General features: G+C 71.5%; 14 protein-coding genes. 8 read left to right on the top strand and 6 right to left on the bottom strand.

Features of this window, described 5'->3' with window-relative positions; all coding sequences use genetic code 11:
* The first annotated feature begins 76 nt into the window (after positions 1 to 76).
* Positions 77 to 511 (top strand): DUF7144 family membrane protein, encoded by a 435-nt coding sequence (locus AMK31_RS35265; protein ID WP_073944834.1) that lies wholly within the window; start codon positions 77 to 79, stop codon positions 509 to 511.
* On the opposite strand, the gene AMK31_RS35260 is transcribed toward AMK31_RS35265, so the two are convergent.
* A complete protein-coding gene (locus AMK31_RS35260; protein ID WP_073944833.1) occupies positions 468 to 1,451 on the bottom strand; it encodes a restriction endonuclease in 984 nt (327 codons plus the stop codon). The two genes, AMK31_RS35265 and AMK31_RS35260, sit on opposite strands and share 44 nt — an antisense overlap.
* 52 nt (positions 1,452 to 1,503) lie before the next feature.
* Positions 1,504 to 1,992, bottom strand: a complete 489-nt coding sequence (locus AMK31_RS35255; protein ID WP_073944832.1) for a bifunctional DNA primase/polymerase — start codon at positions 1,990 to 1,992, stop codon at positions 1,504 to 1,506.
* Positions 1,993 to 2,302: 310 nt separating this feature from the next.
* Here AMK31_RS35255 and AMK31_RS35250 point away from each other — a divergent pair, with 310 nt between their 5' ends.
* A complete protein-coding gene (locus AMK31_RS35250; RefSeq protein WP_073944831.1) occupies positions 2,303 to 4,003 on the top strand; it encodes a lysyl oxidase family protein in 1,701 nt (566 codons plus the stop codon).
* Positions 4,004 to 4,013: 10 nt separating this feature from the next.
* Here AMK31_RS35250 and AMK31_RS35245 read toward each other — a convergent pair whose 3' ends face one another.
* Complete coding sequence (locus AMK31_RS35245; protein ID WP_198948641.1) at positions 4,014 to 5,432, bottom strand: condensation domain-containing protein; 1,419 nt, start codon at positions 5,430 to 5,432, stop codon at positions 4,014 to 4,016.
* 103 nt (positions 5,433 to 5,535) lie between these two features.
* On the opposite strand from AMK31_RS35245, the gene AMK31_RS35240 reads away from it, so the two are divergent.
* Both AMK31_RS35240 and AMK31_RS35235 read left to right on the top strand, forming a co-directional pair.
* The gene (locus AMK31_RS35240) at positions 5,536 to 5,904 is read left to right on the top strand and encodes a DUF952 domain-containing protein (protein WP_073944830.1); all 369 of its coding nucleotides are present in this window, start codon (positions 5,536 to 5,538) and stop codon (positions 5,902 to 5,904) included.
* 109 nt (positions 5,905 to 6,013) lie between these two features.
* A complete protein-coding gene (locus AMK31_RS35235) occupies positions 6,014 to 7,087 on the top strand; it encodes a hypothetical protein (protein ID WP_143204290.1) in 1,074 nt (357 codons plus the stop codon).
* Positions 7,088 to 7,106: 19 nt separating this feature from the next.
* On the opposite strand, the gene cpt is transcribed toward AMK31_RS35235, so the two are convergent.
* Positions 7,107 to 7,640, bottom strand: coding sequence for a chloramphenicol phosphotransferase CPT (cpt, locus tag AMK31_RS35230; protein ID WP_073944828.1), 534 nt, complete (start codon positions 7,638 to 7,640; stop codon positions 7,107 to 7,109).
* 89 nt (positions 7,641 to 7,729) lie between these two features.
* Entirely contained in the window at positions 7,730 to 9,319 is a 1,590-nt protein-coding gene (locus AMK31_RS35225) for a carbohydrate-binding protein (RefSeq protein ID WP_198948640.1), read from the bottom strand.
* Between the two features lie 151 nt (positions 9,320 to 9,470).
* On the opposite strand from AMK31_RS35225, the gene AMK31_RS41840 reads away from it, so the two are divergent.
* The 3 genes from AMK31_RS41840 to AMK31_RS35210 all read left to right on the top strand — a co-directional run bounded on the left by AMK31_RS41840 (position 9,471) and on the right by AMK31_RS35210 (position 11,246).
* Positions 9,471 to 9,683: a hypothetical protein gene (locus AMK31_RS41840; RefSeq protein ID WP_241842828.1), complete on the top strand. Its 213-nt coding sequence runs from the start codon at positions 9,471 to 9,473 to the stop codon at positions 9,681 to 9,683.
* Between the two features lie 91 nt (positions 9,684 to 9,774).
* Positions 9,775 to 10,572 (top strand): class I SAM-dependent methyltransferase, encoded by a 798-nt coding sequence (locus AMK31_RS35215; protein WP_073944826.1) that lies wholly within the window; start codon positions 9,775 to 9,777, stop codon positions 10,570 to 10,572.
* An 80-nt stretch (positions 10,573 to 10,652) separates the two neighbouring features.
* Positions 10,653 to 11,246, top strand: a complete 594-nt coding sequence (locus AMK31_RS35210; RefSeq protein ID WP_073944923.1) for an SMI1/KNR4 family protein — start codon at positions 10,653 to 10,655, stop codon at positions 11,244 to 11,246.
* Positions 11,247 to 11,308: 62 nt separating this feature from the next.
* Here AMK31_RS35210 and AMK31_RS35205 read toward each other — a convergent pair whose 3' ends face one another.
* Entirely contained in the window at positions 11,309 to 13,249 is a 1,941-nt protein-coding gene (locus AMK31_RS35205; protein ID WP_073944825.1) for a primary-amine oxidase, read from the bottom strand.
* Positions 13,250 to 13,390: 141 nt separating this feature from the next.
* Between AMK31_RS35205 and AMK31_RS35200 the strand changes: the two genes are divergently transcribed.
* Positions 13,391 to 14,425: a zinc-binding dehydrogenase gene (locus tag AMK31_RS35200; protein WP_073944824.1), complete on the top strand. Its 1,035-nt coding sequence runs from the start codon at positions 13,391 to 13,393 to the stop codon at positions 14,423 to 14,425.
* Positions 14,426 to 14,598 lie beyond the last annotated feature (173 nt).

Genomic DNA, 14,598 nt, shown 5'->3' with positions numbered 1-14,598 from the left:
GGTCCGGGCCGTGCGGGGTCACCCGAACGGAGGCTTCCGCCTGGTGGGGGCGGGGTGACCGGCGGATCGTCGAGACATGAGCCAGCAGCAGCCGAGGTACACCGAACCCGCCGCCTCCGCCAGGCCCCCGAGCGTGGACCTGGCCTCCGGCGGCACCGTATTCGCCGGTGTCCTGCTGCTGGTCAACGGCATCCTGGCGGTCCTGCAGGGCATCGCCGCGATCGTCGAGGACGACGTGTACGCGCGGCTCGGCCACTACCTGTACGAGGTCAGCCTCACCGGCTGGGGCTGGGTGCTGCTGGTCCTCGGCGTGATCGCGGCGTTCACCGGCGCGGGCATCCTCAGGGGCGCCGAGTGGGCCCGCGCGGTCGGCATCGTGCTGGCGTCGCTGGGCCTGATCACCCAGTTCATGTTCCTGCCGTACGCGCCGTTCTGGGCGCTGATCATGATCGCCGTCGACTTCTTCGTCATCTGGGCGCTCGCGATGCACCGCCCGCCGACGACGCGGTGAGCTCTTCCGCCTCCGCCTCCGCCTCCGCCGCGCGCACCCGGGCCCCGTGCCGCAGCAGCAGGACGCCCGCGGCGCCGGACGCCAGGGTGATGGTGGTGGTCAGGGCGATGCCGCCCTGCCACAGCCGCGCGTTGCACAGCCACCCCACCGGCAACTGGAGGAGGAACAGCCCCAGAGCGGTGTGCCCGAACCGGCGCCCGGTCTTCTCGACGACGCCCCAGACCATCAGCAGCACCGGCACGACGAGCATGGCCGCCGTCGCCACGGTCCGGCTCGGGCGGGGCACGAAGCTGTCGGAGGCGGGCAGGGCCAGGGCCACGACGGCGAGGATGAACCCGAGGGCGAAACGGGCGGAGCCGGGGCGGTGCTCCTTCGGGGACTCCTTCGGGGAAGTGGGCTCGGCCGGTCGCGAGGGATCGGACGCCTTGGAGAGCGTGAGCTGCCGCGCGGGCGGTGCCGGCCGCGCGGGCTGCGGCTTCGGCTGCGGCTTCGGCGTGGGGCGTGAGGTCTGTGCCGGCTTCTGCTGCCGGGCGGCCGAGCTGATCCTGCGGGCGGCCGCGTTGACCGGGGTCATCGCGCCGTCGAGGGCGTACACGAACAGCGCGATGTCGTTCTCGGCGGCGTACTCGACGGCCGTCGAGGCGTAGCTGCTGCCGGTGAAGAACAGCAGCTGCCGGTCCATGTGCCGCCCGCGCGCCCCGAACAGCCGCTGCAGCTCCGGCCGCCCCACCGCGTGGGCCTGGAACTTCACCTGCCCCAGCGCCCGCGCCGACCGTACGTCGACGCCGCCGTCCGCCCCGCCGGGGCGTGCGGCGGCGTCGTGGTAGCCCCAGTGGCGCATCCACGCGGCGGCGTTGCGCTCGGCTTCCTGCCAGCTGCGTATGGGGCGGCGGGCCGGGGGCTGGTGACGTCCGGCCCGCTGGGCGTTGTCCGTGCTCACGGGCTGGAGTATCGCAATCCCGTCGTACGGCCCCGGCCGAGGGACCCCCGTCTCAGCCGCTGTGCGCCCCGCACGTCGGGCACCGTTCGCGGGTCTCGGCGTGCCCGGCGAGGGTGCCGAGGGCCTGCTGGAGGGCGAGTTCGACGGCGGCGGGCACGAACAGCGACCCGGTGCCGTCGGGCGGCACCAGCCAGCGCAGCCGGCCCGCGGCCCGGTACGGGGCGGGGACGGCGATCCAGGAGCCGCGGCCCGCGTACCGGATGTCGGGGCCGACCCACCGCCCCTGCGGGTCCGGCGGCAGGAAGAAGCCGACCCGGCGGGATCCGGTGTCCGCGAGCACGGGGCCGGGCGCCTGCGGGATGCACAGCAGGGCGTCCAGGGCGAGCACGCCCAGGCTCTCCGGGACGGTCAGCACGTCCCAGAACCGCCCGCAGGCCACCATCGATATCCCGCTCTCCCCCGCCCACTGGCGCTTGCACGCGCGTGGGTCCGTGGCCGCCGCGGAGAGCCATTCCTCGGCCCGTCTCTGGGCGCCTCGCATAAGTGCACCTCCGAGTTCCGGAACAGGGGTGCTCATGCTTGTGGATATTTCTATGCCGGGGAAGGGGTGGCGAACCGTGGCGAATGGGTACGAGCTGCCTCCGCGCCCCCCGCGCCACCTCGCACGCCCCTCAGTCGACTCGTCTGTTCCTCTTCAGTCCCAACAGGCAACCCGCACACCTGATTTACCGGTCTCACAGGATGCTCACAGGCTCGGCCAGGACGCGTGGGGAGCGTCCACGGCACATCGGCCGGGTGTGGGCTGCCCAGTCCGATGCCGCTCGACCGCGGCACTCGCAGACGAGGAACCGATGACCAGTAAGAAGAACCGCACACGCCTGAAGCGGGCCACGCTCGCCACCGGCGCCGCGCTCACCGTCGTCGTCGCGGCGGCGGCGGCCGCACCGGGCGCCGGGAAGGCCACGCCGGCGGCCGGGGGCAAGCCGAAGCTGAAGCTGATCGCCGCGTCGAGCGCCGTGACGATCGACCGCTGGGAAGGGGAACCCGGCGTCTACCTGGACCTCGGCACGTACGTCTCCGTCGACGGCGCGCCGCTGGAGTTCAAGGTGACCAGGAAGTCGTACAAGGACCCGGTGGTCGCCAAGCAGATCCTCCGCGACGGCGGCACCACGAAGACGAAGACCCTGCCCGCCGGTCTGGTGAAGGACTTCTCCGGGCTGCCCGGCTTCCTGGAGGTCACCGTCACCGACGCGGCCGGGAAGGAGGTCGCCAAGAGCAAGGGCACCTTCTGCCCGAACAACGCCTCCGGCCGTATCCGCCCGGACGCCCCGGCGACCTCGCACTACCCGGAGAGCTGCCCCACCAACCCGTTCACGCTGGGCTCGGTGTGGGGCGTGGAGAAGGGCTGGGCGTCCAACTCCAGCACCGTCGACTACGACAAGCCGGTGGACCTGCCGGCCGGTGAGTACACGGCGAAGGTGGCGGTCGCGAAGAAGTACCGCGACCTGTTCTCCATCCCCGACGACCGGCCCACCATCAAGGTGACGGTCCGGGAGACCGGCGACGGCGAGGGCGGCCAGGGCGCGGCTGCCGCCCGCAAGTCGGCCCACCACGGCGCGGGCCACGGCGCGGGTCACGGTGCCGGTCACGGCACGGCCCAGGCCGGCGCCGCCCACCACTACGGCCCGCGCGGCGCCGACGCCCCCACCCCGCCGGCCCTCTCCCACGCCCTGGAGGACCGCGGCCTCGCCCACCACCTCGGTGACGGCCCCGGCCACACCGACGGCTCCCGGATCGCCCCGGCGCTGAAGCCGAACGCCAAGCGGCCCACCGGCCGGGCCGGCGTCCCCGCGGACGTGCCCAAGCCCGACCTGCGCTCGCTGCCGGCCTGGGACATCGCCATCACCGACGGCGAGGACGGCGACGTGCCCGGCAAGGACTACCTCGCCTTCAGCGCCAACGTCTGGAACGCGGGCCCGGCCCCGCTCGTCGTGGACGGCTTCCGCAGCCCCGGCAAGGACCTGATGGACGCGTACCAGTACTTCTACGACGCGAACGGCAAGCAGGTCGGCTACACCCCCACCGGCACCATGGAGTGGGACCCGCGCGTCGGCCACGAGCACTGGCACTTCACCGACTTCGCCAGCTACCGCCTGCTGAGCGAGGACCAGACCAAGGAGGTGCGCAGCGGCAAGGAGGCGTTCTGCCTCGCCAACACCGACGCGATCGACTACACGGTGAAGAACGCCAACTGGCACCCGTACAACACCGACCTGTCGACCGCCTGCGGCGAGCAGAACTCCATATCGGTGCGTGAGGTCCTGGACGTCGGCTCCGGCGACACCTACACCCAGTACCGCCCGGGCCAGTCCTTCGACATCACCGGCCTGCCGAACGGCACGTACTACATCCAGGTCATCGCCAACCCGGAGAAGCGCCTGAAGGAGACCAACCTCGACAACAACGTCGCCCTGCGCAAGGTCGTCCTCGGCGGCACCCCGGGTGCCCGCACGGTGACGGTCCCGCCGCACCAGCTGATCGACGCGAAGTAGCCCGCACGGCTCACGGCGGGGCGGGCGTCACCGCCCGCCCCGCCCCTTCCCGGGCCGCCGACACCACCAGTTCCCGCAGCCGCTCCACGTACCGCCGCAGGTTCTTGTGCGCGCTGTCGGTGTCCGGGTGGCGGCAGGCGAACTGCACCCCCTCGTGCAGCCGGGTGAGCCAGAGGCAGACCTGGTCGCCGTACGAGACGCGGATCAGCCCGTACGCCTTCAGCTCCTGCCAGCGCTCGGAGCCCGCCGTGCCGCGTGTGTCGACGTACGACACGATCGAGTACAGGTCGGGCGAGGTGGGGCGGAAGTCGGCGCCCAGCAGCCGCAGGACCCGGGCCAGCGGCATCCGGGCGAGCCGCCGGTTGTGCCGCAGCGCGTCGCGGGCCAGCCGCAGGGCGCCGTCGAAGTCGGGTGCCTGCGCGACGGGGATCTCCACCGGCGCGCCGCCCACGTACCAGCCCACCGAGTCGGCCCAGCGGGACGTGGCGCGGGTGTGGAAGGGCACGACCGTGCGGTACACGTCCAGGCCGCTCAGCTCGTGCACGGCGAGGGCGGTGGCGGCCAGGACGCCGACCAGGCTGCCGCCGTACGGGCGGCAGTACGCCTCGAAGCCCGCCGCGGTGACGTCGTCGACCAGCATCTCGTGCAGGAGCTTCTGCTCGGGCAGCGGGCCGCCGGGGTCCAGGCCGAGGTCGACGGGGAAGTTCGGCAGCCGGCCGTCGCAGCGGGCGATGAAGTCCCGCCACCTGGCCACGATCTCGTGGGAGTCGTCAATGCGGTCGGCGTCCGTGCGCTCCGTCGCGCAGAAGTCGATGTAGCTGGCGGCCGGGGTGGCGGCGGTGGCGTGGCCGGACAGACCCGCGGCGTACAGCTCGTGGATCTCGGCGGCGATGCGGTGGATGGAGTACGCGTCGACGTTGCTGTGGTCGAACGCCATGTAGACGCTCGCGCCGTCGTCCCGGACCACCGCGGCGAAGAGGAAGTTCGGCCAGGTCAGCGCGTCGGCCCCGGCATCGAAACGATCCCGCAGCCGGCGGGTGAGCACCGTCGCGTCCGAGAAGTGCCCGATGTCCGCGCGGTGCAGCGCGACCGCCTCCGGGGCCAGCGTGAACCGCCGTACCTCCTCGCCGGACCAGCGGAAGCCGCTGCGCAGCGTCTCGTGCCTGAGCGTCCAGGTGTGCAGCGCCGCCTGGAGCACGTCGAGATCGACCCGCCCCGGGAGGTCGAACGCGGTTCCCAGCCAGGTCGGCACGAACAGGCCGTCCTGGCGTACCGAGCGGGAGGTGCGCAGATGGGACTCCTGGACGTAGGCGGGCGGACGCGCGTCGTCCGGCAGGGCGCCCGCCACCGCGACGGCCGCCGGGTGCAGCGTCCACTCCACGAGTCGCCCCGGGCGGATCTCACACCGCTCGAGGTCGGTCATGCGCATGGGGGGCCTCCGGTCGATCGATGCATAAGGAGACCAACGACCGGACGCCCGCGAGGCAACGCGGACCCGGCACGGTGCACCCGATCCGGGATATAACCGGCGGGTGATCCACCACATCGTCCCCGCCACCGCCTGGACCGCGGACCCGGAACGCCCGTACGCGCCCGCGACCCTCGCCGAGGAGGGCTTCGTCCACTGCTCGCCCGGCGAACAGGTCACCCTGGCGATCACCGACGCGTTCTACCGCGCCGCGCCCAGGCCGCTGCTGGTCCTGCACATCGACGAGACCCGCCTCACCGCGGAGTGCGTGTGGGAGGAGGCCGACCCCGCGCCGCCCCCGGGCGTTCCCGAGGGGACCCGTTTCCCGCACGTGTACGGCCCGATCGCGCGGGAGGCGGTGGTGCGGGTGCAGGAGGTCGTCTGGGACCCGGAGGACGGGGGCCGGGCCACGGGGCTGCGGGACCCCGGCTGAGCGGGACCGCCCGGCAGCGGCGGATTGCCGGTCCCCGGCAGTGAACCGTCGTCGAAGGGTGCCCGACCCCGCCGTGTCCGCCGCCGCCTCGGTGCCGCAGGATGAGCCCATGACGACCCCGGCCATCTCCCGCCCACCGAGGACCGTCGTGCACCTGCGCGCCGCGGTGGCGATCGGCGTCGTGTGCGCGCTGATCTCGGCGTTCGTGCTGATCGTCCCGCTGCGCGGCGCGCTCGACGACGAGCGTGCCTTCCGCGCGGCCGTCGCCTGCGCGCCGGGCGACCGCGGCGACGACTGCCTGCGGACGGTCACCGCGCGCATCGAGCGGACGGAGCGGAAGAAGGGCCGGCGGTCGGCCCCCTTCTGGCTGTACCTGGACCAGGTCGACGGGAAGTCCAGCCGGACCCGGCTGCGGGGCTACGAGCACAACTACCCGGGCGCCCACCCCGGCGCTCGCGTCGACGTCACGTACTGGCGGGACCAGATCCGCTATGTCGACTTCCCGGGCCAGCGCGCCTACACGAGCGCCGACCCGCGCGGGGACTGGCGGCTGTTCTGCGCGTGGGGTCTCGGTGTCGGCCTCTACGGGCTGGGTTTCCTGGTGGTCACGGCCTGGTGGCGCCGGCGCCACCAGATCTCCCGCCGGGCCTACTCCTGGCAGTTCGGCACCCCGCTCCTGGGCGTGGTGTTCCTCGCCGGGGTCGGTGCCCTCGCACCCTGGCCCACCGCCAGCCCCGGTGAGGCGTTCCTGGTGGTCGGCGCGGCCATCCCGGTGGTAGTGGCGGTGTGCGCGGTGGCCGTACGGGTCGTACGGCGCAGGGAGAGCGGCGACGACACGGTCGCCGTCACCCCGGCCTTCCCCGCCCAGGAGCGGGTCTTCCCCGGGGTGATCGTGGGCGAGGTGCCGTACGCGCGCGCCGACGGCATGCTGGCCGCCGGTCCCACCGGCCTCGCCACGACCCTCGACCCGACGGGCGCCGCCCTCCGCCGCGAGGCGTCCCCGGCCCTCACCCCGGTCCGGGCCCGCCCGCCCTACCGGACCGACCCCCGGTTCCCCGACTACGGGGGCAAGGCGCTGGTCCTGGAGTGCGAGGACGAGAGCGTGCCGGTCCTGGTGGTGACCCACCGCAAGCACATGCGCTGGGTGCTGGGCGCGCTGCGGCGCCCAGCGGGCGTGCCGTAGGCCGGGTTCCGGCCGCGGATCACTTGACGTGCGCGGCGATGGTCCGGGCGCAGTCCAGCGCCTCCGCGTGGGTGGTGTCCACCTCCAGGTCGTAGGAGACGCCCCGGTGGACCAGGTCGGCCTGGGCCGCGGCCATCCCGACGACCCGGTCACCGCGGGCGACCTCCCGCCCGGCGGCGACGGCCGCGTCGCACCGGACGCCGACCCACAGCACGCGCAGTCCGCTCAGCGCCTTCAGCCACTCCGCCTGCGAGCCGGCCCCGCCGAGGAACACCTCGTCGACGACGACCCGCGCGCCGGCCCGGGCCATCGCTGCGACACCCGCGATCCATGCCGCCTCCAGCGCCCGGAACTCCGGCCCGACGATCACCTCACCGTCCGGGGCGAACTCGATCCCGCCGTCCGAGGCCCGCATGGCCGCCGGCAACGCGTCGACCAGCGTGTCCGTCCCGAGGGCCAGCCACGGCTCCGGCAGCACCGCCTGCAGACACCGGACGATCCCGGACTTCCCCGAACTGGAGCCACCGTTGAGCACGATCACCTGAGTCGTCATCGCGCCACGGTATGGGCGCCGGGGCGCCACGGGGTACGGGTTTTCCGGGCCGCCGCCGGGCCTTCAGCGCCTGCCGGGCGAAGCGGCTGTCACCAGGTGACCTGCCTGCCGCCGAACGTCACCACCAGTCGCCCGTCCGAGGCGTACGACCAGCCGAGGGCGCCGGAGTAGGAGGCGCAGCGGGAGCCGTTGGTGCCGCTCCAGAACTGGTTGGTGGAGTCGGAGCTTCCGATGATGCGGTCGTTGGTGCCACCGGAGCTCCGGCAGGAGGTGTTGTCGCGGAACACCGAGGTGCCGGCGTCGAAGTTGAAGTTGCGCTGGGCGTTGTCGACGCTGATGTTGCCGGACACCGTCATCGTGCCGGGGTTGCTGTTGTAGGTGAAGCCGTGCTTGCCGTTGTCGTAGGCGATGCTGCGGCGGATGACGTGGTCGACCTCGATGTCCTCGCCGCCGAGCTTGTAGCCGTTGCGGTCGCCGTTGCCGGCCTGGGAGCCGTCGCTGAGGGTGCCGTTCTCGTAGGCGAGGGAGTCCTCGATGGTGACCGCGCCGATGGGGCCGGTGTCGGGCTTGGTGTAGAGGTCCCAGCCGTCGTCGATGTTGTTGTGGGCGACGGCGTACCGGAAGACGTTGCCGGGGCCGGAGGTCAGCTTGGCGGCGAAGCCGTCGGCGTCCTCGCCGTCGGAGTCGGCGTTGTCGTGGGACTCCGCGCTGAGGATGAGGTTGTTCGACGGCCACTGGGAGCTGGGGGTCGTCGAGGACATCCGGGAGAGCTGGAGGCCGGTGTCGCGGTTGTAGCGGGTGACCGTGCGCTCGACGATGTTGTTGCTGCCGCCGATGAAGATGCCGTTGTCGCCTGCGCGTTCGACGGTGAGGCCGGTGATGTGCCAGTAGTCGCCGTTCAGCGCGAGTCCGCGGTTGGAGTCGGCCTCCGCCATCGCCGAGAAGTTGAGGACGGGCTTCTCGCCGGGGTACGCCGTCAGCTTCGTCCGGGCGCTCGCCGTGCCGCTCTTGGCCGGCGGGATGGTGACGGTCTGGGAGTGGCTGTACGTGCCGCCGCGGACGTAGATGGTGCCGCCGGGGGTGATGCGGCTGATCGCCGAGGTGAGGGTGGTGGGGGAGGCCTGGGTGCCGGCGGCGCCGTCGGTGCCGTTGGGGGCGACGTAGAGGACGTCACCGGTGGTGGGGGGCGGGGTGGTGCCGCCCGTCGTCTCCACCTCGGCGTAGTCGATGTTCGGCAGGCCGCCCGAGCCGGTCGGGTTCAGACGGACGGTGTTGCTGCCGGACGTCAGTGACACCGTGACCGTCTTGGTCGCCCAGGTGTCCCAGGCGCCCGTGGACTCGAACGACAGCGATCCGGCGGAGGTGCCGTTCACGGTGAGGGCGGCGGCGCGGGCCGTGGTCGTGCCGTTGGCGAAGCGGATCCGCAGGGTGGCCGTACCGGTGGCCGGGGCGTCGGCCGTGAACTGGACGTACGCGCCGCTCGCGTTGGTGCCGTTGCAGAAGCCGTTGCCGGAGTAGCCCGTCCAGTCGGAGTCGATGGTGCCGGTGCAGACCGCCGGGGAGGTTTCGGCCTCGTAGCGGACGGTGGCGGCCTGGGCGGTGGTGCCGGACAGTGCGACGAGCGCGCCGGCCAGGAGGCCCGCGGACGCGATCACCGGGATGGCTGGTCTCAGATGCATCGGTTCGTCTCCAGTTCGGTTGTGTGGCAACCTGCGGCGGAGCGGTTCGAGTGGATGAACAGTTGATGCGTGCGGGTGCCGCCGCGGGGGCCGGAAATGGCCTTCGACGGGACGGTAAGGGCTTGCTATGGACGCGTCAATACATGTGTATGTGATTGCTGTTCAGCAATATGAACGTCGGCTGCCGATCCACCCCCGTGTTGAGCCACAAGACGCGCCTGCTGGTCCCGCCGCGGACCGCTTCTACGAGGCCAACCCCTCCGGCGACCACTGGACCTTCCAGTGGATCGACACCGCCCTGCTCGGCGGCCTCACCGTCGCCCTCCTCCTCGGCACGGTCCTCGTCCTGCGCCGACGCGCCTGAGCGCGCACCATTTCCTTACGCACCGTCCCCTTCGGCACCCGCTTCCCGCATCCACTCCCTGTTCCTGTTCGCGTACGGAGGTCGCTTCGCCATGCCCGCAGACGCCAAGGCACCGAGGAAACTGCGCAGCAACCGCGCCGCCGTGACCCACAAGGTCGGCTACGCCCTGCGCCACCCCGGCCGTATCGCCCCCTACGTGCGCCGCGCCGGCCGGGACGCCTGGCTGCGCCTGAAGCACCGCGACCACGTCGGCTACTACCGGGCCGTGATGGCCTCCGACACCCGCCGCGACCCGGACGCCGCGGTCGGCAGCCAGACCCACGACCGGTGGCTCGCCCTGGGGCGGATGCAGTTCGACTACCTGCTGGAACACGGGCTGCGCCCCGAGCACCGCATGCTCGACATCGGCTGCGGCAACCTGCGCGGCGGCTGGCGCTTCATCGACCACCTCGACACCGGCAACTACTACGGCATCGACATCTCCCCGGACATCCTCATCGCGGCGAAGCGGACCCTCGCCGAGCGCGGACTCCAGGACAAGCTGCCGCACCTGACCATCACCGGCGACCTGAAGCTCGACTTCCTGCCCGCCGAGCACTTCGACGTCGTCCACGCGCACAGCGTCTTCTCCCACTCGCCCCTGGACGTCATCGAGGAGTGCCTGGCCAACGTGGGGCGGGTGCTGACACCGACCGGCTTCTTCGACTTCACCTTCGACCGCACCGAGGGCACCGAACACCAGGTGCTGCGCGAGGACTTCTACTACCGCACCGAAACCCTCCTCACCCTCGCCCGCCGCCACGGGCTGCACGCCCGTTTCATGGACGACTGGGAGAAGCGGCCGCACGGCCAGTCCAAGATCCGGGTCAGCCGTTCGCCGCTGGACTGACGCGACCCCTCGGACCCGCCCCTCGCATAGGGGGGCGGGTCCGTTCGTGTCCCCGCCGGGGATGGTGCAGGGTGGACGCCATGCCGAGGGAGATACAGCCGGGTGCGGCCCCGGACGCCGTCGACGAGCTGATGCGGATCTGTCCGCCGCCGGCCGGTGCCGGGCGGAGCGTCGAGTGGGACGCCGTGGAACGGGAACTGGGCCGTGCCCTGCCCGCCGACTACAAGCGGCTCGTCGAGGCCTACGGCGGCGGGGTGTTCGCCGGGGAGCTGTGGCTGCTGGAACCGGGCTGCCCGGAGCCCATGTACGACCTGGTCGCCCAGAGCGCGGAGCGCGCGGAGATCCTCGCGGACCTCTGGGAGGCGGGCGAGGAGAAGCCGGCGGAGCTGGCCGACGGCGATGCCGGGCTGGTGCCCTGGGCGTACGTGGAAGGCTCGGGACACGTCCTGTACTGGCTGGTCCGGCCCGGCGTCGCCCCGGAGGACTGGACCGTGATCCTCAACGAGGGACGCGGGCCCCTCTGGGAGGCGCATCCGGTGCCGTGCGGCCGGTTCCTCCTCGACGTGGTGGCCGGCACGACGACGTCGTACTACTTCACCGACCGCGACGACGTCGTCGATCCGGAGGAGCGGACCCGGTTCCGTCCGAACGCGGAGATCATCCGCCGGCGCTGACCGGGGCGTGGACGCGACCGGCCAGGCCCGTCGCGTCCGCCGTCACCCTTCGGCGCCGTGTCTCAGGCGCCGCCGTGGCAGTGGCCCCCGGTGCTGCCGGGCGGTACGTCCAGCGTCGGGTTGCGGTCGAAGAAGCCGACCGGCTTCAGCGTGAAGCCGGTGCAGTCGACCGGCATGATCGGCCAGTCCTCCGGACGCGGCCAGTGGGTGAGGCCGAAGGTGTGCCACAGCACGATGTCCTCGCCGTCGATGCCGCGGTCCGCCTTCGTCCAGGCGGGCAGGCCGGCGCCGCCGCGATGCTGGTTCACCAGGTACCCGGCCGGGTAGCGCTCGTCGTCGGCGTGCCGGGTCACCCACAGGTGGTGGCGGGCGAACTCGGCGCGGGCCGCGATCGAGGACCGCTCGTCGGCGAGCAGGGTGGGCAGGCCCTCCGGGACGAGCGCGTATCCGACGGGCTGCCCGAGATGGTTGGTGGACTCGGGGTTCACGACGTGCCACTCCCGGTTGGCGGCCGGGTTGGCGTCGCGCTTCGCCGCCTGCTCGGAGACCAGCCGGGTCACCCGGCGACCGAACGCGTTCCCGTACGGGTTCCCCTCGCCCATCGGGATCCGCGCCACCTCGACCTCGTCGACGGCGTTGCGCCGGCCGTCCACCGCCATGTCGAGCCGGGCGCAGAACAGGTGCTGGTGGAAGGGCGCGCCCAGACCCGGGGCGACCTCGGAGGTGTAGGCGCCGCGCTCCTCCTGGTAGCCGGAGGTGAAGACGATGCCGGTCGCCTTCGCCTCGAAGCCGATCGTGCCGTCGAGGTACAGGTACCAGTAGAAGCCGTAGTCGTAGTTGCCGACCGTGGTGAAGAAGGAGATGACCAGGCGCCGCTGCCGGCGGGTCTCCCGCACGCCGACGAGGAGGTCGGTGTGCTTCCACAGCACGCCGAAGTCCTCCTCGTGCATGCAGATCGTGTTGGGAATGGTCAGCGGCAGACCTTCCTCGTCGGCGATCACCGCGTCGATGTAGTGGATCTCGCCCAGGCAGTCGCAGCCCAGCTCCAGCGGATTGCCGTACCGGCCGAAGAGGTACTCGCCCTGGTCGAAATAGTTCTGCCAGAAGCGCGTCGGAGAGGGGTCGGCGTAGGGGACGATCATTTCGGCGATCGAGGCGCGGTGGATCACCGAGCGGTGCCGGTCCCGGCTCTTGTCGAAGAACGAGATGTCGTGCAGCGTCAGCCCTTCGCGCACGTTGTAGCCGAGCCGCAGCGTCCAGTTCTCCCAGCGGACGAGATTGTCCTCCACGGAGAAGCTGACGCCTTCCGGCTGGGTGATCTCGATCGGCTTCAGCGAAGTGCGGTGCGGGCCGGTGTACTCGGGATCGTGGAAGTTCCCGGGGTCCTGCGGAACGGGGATCACCGCGTGGTCGATGATTTCGCGCACCCTGCCCTCGGTCAGGTCGACATAGGCGACCAGTCCGTCGATGGGCTGTCCCCAGGGCAGGTCGGTCTTGCGGGGCTGGTCGAATCCGAAGGCGCGGACGATGCGGTGGCCGTCCTCGCCGGGAATGCCGTAGTGGCCGGCCGAGAGCGAAGTGGCCAATACCGTCTCGGTGGTGAGGCCGCGGCGCGCCAACGCCTCTTTCCAACCGGGGTCGTTGTCGAGGATTTCCTGAACGGCCACGAACTCCTCGTTGAGGATGGGGAGCTGGCTCCGCGAGGTGTCCAGTCGCTCGAAGGAGTCGACGCAGCCGCGGGTGACCGAGACGAGCGCCTCGAAAGACGCGCCGTCGGCGCGGTCCAGAAGCTGAACTCTCATGACACGGTCCACCGTTGAACCCGGTGTGAACGCGAGCAGGTCCGCCTTGTTCGGCTCTTCCGGTATGACGGACACGAACCGCACCGAAGGCCCCAGCTTTCCGGCCGCATCGAGGATGGCGCGTACCGCGTCCACCTCCTCGGCGGTCAGCATGGCGATCGGATGCGGGGGCGGAGTCGAAATCAGCGCGCGGTCAGTCACGAAGGAGGTGCACCTTTCAGCGGTGGGATTCGCCCGAGGGCGCCGAGCAGCGGGCATGTTACCTTCGGCCCAGCTCAGAGGGCTGTTCCACCCCGGCCCGAGTCCGCCGACAACGATGAACCGACCTGATCGGAAAGACTGATGCGAGCGACTGTTATCTACGGTGCCGACGACGTACGAGTCGTGGACGTTGCCGATCCTCGGGTGCAGGAACCCACCGATGCCGTCGTGCGCGTGCTGCGTTCCGCCATCTGCGGCACGGACCTGCTGCACTATGCCGCCATGCCCCCTTCCGAGGAAGGCATGCGTATCGGCCACGAGTTCATCGGTGTGGTCGAGGAAATCGGTGCCGGGATATCGGAGTTGAAGGTGGGCGACCTTGTGGTGGCTCCGTTCATGTACGCCGACAACACCTGCACTTTCTGCACGGAAGGTCTGCACACTTCCTGCGCGCACGGCGGTCTGTGGGGCCTGGACGGCGTGGACGGCGGCCAGGGCGAGGCGGTCCGAGTGCCCTACGCCGAGGGCACGTTGGTGAAGCTGCCGGTCGCGGCCGACTCCGCGCTGCTGCCGTCCCTCCTCACCCTCTCCGACGTGTTCGCCACCGGCCACCACGCCGCCGTGACCGCGGGAGTCGGCCCCCGGACGACGGTCACGGTCATCGGTGACGGCGCCGTCGGACTGTCGGGTGTCCTCGCCGCCAAGCGCCTGGGGGCCGAGCGCATCATCCTGATGGGGCGTCATAAAGCTCGTACCGACCTGGGGCTTGAGTTCGGCGCCACCGAGGTGATCGCCGAGCGCGGCGACGAAGGCGTAGAGCGGCTGCGGGAACTGACGGGCGATCAGGGCACGCACGCGGTACTGGAGTGCGTCGGCAGCCTCACCGCGCTGGAGACGGCGTTCGGCGTCGTGCGCGACGGCGGCACCGTCAGTCGCGTCGGTGTGCCCCAGTACCTCGAAGGCCCCGTCGGATTCGACGTGTTCAACCGCAACGTCACCCTCACCGGAGGCGTCGCCCCCACCCGCGCCTACATCGAAGAGCTCATGCCCGACGTGCTGGAGGGCCGTGTCGAGCCGGGGCGGGTCTTCGACCGGACCATCGGCCTCGAGCAAGTCCCGCACGGATACCGGGCGATGGCGGACCGCGAGGCGCTGAAGGTGCTCGTACAGCCCTGAACTTCTCGCTGACGGCCGGTTGCGGCCGGTGCGGCGTACTGCCCGCGCCGGCGGCAACCGGCTTTGTCATACGGCCGGTTGGCCGTGTTCTGTACTGCTCTGACCTGGGGTGATGGTGGGTCAGGTGGGTTGTGGTGGGGCCTGGGTTGTGGGGTGTTGGTTTGTTATTGTGA

It is taken from the genome of Streptomyces sp. TSRI0107 (genome assembly GCF_001905845.1).
Taxonomy (GTDB): domain Bacteria; phylum Actinomycetota; class Actinomycetes; order Streptomycetales; family Streptomycetaceae; genus Streptomyces.
This window is presented reverse-complemented; position numbering and strand designations above follow the sequence as displayed.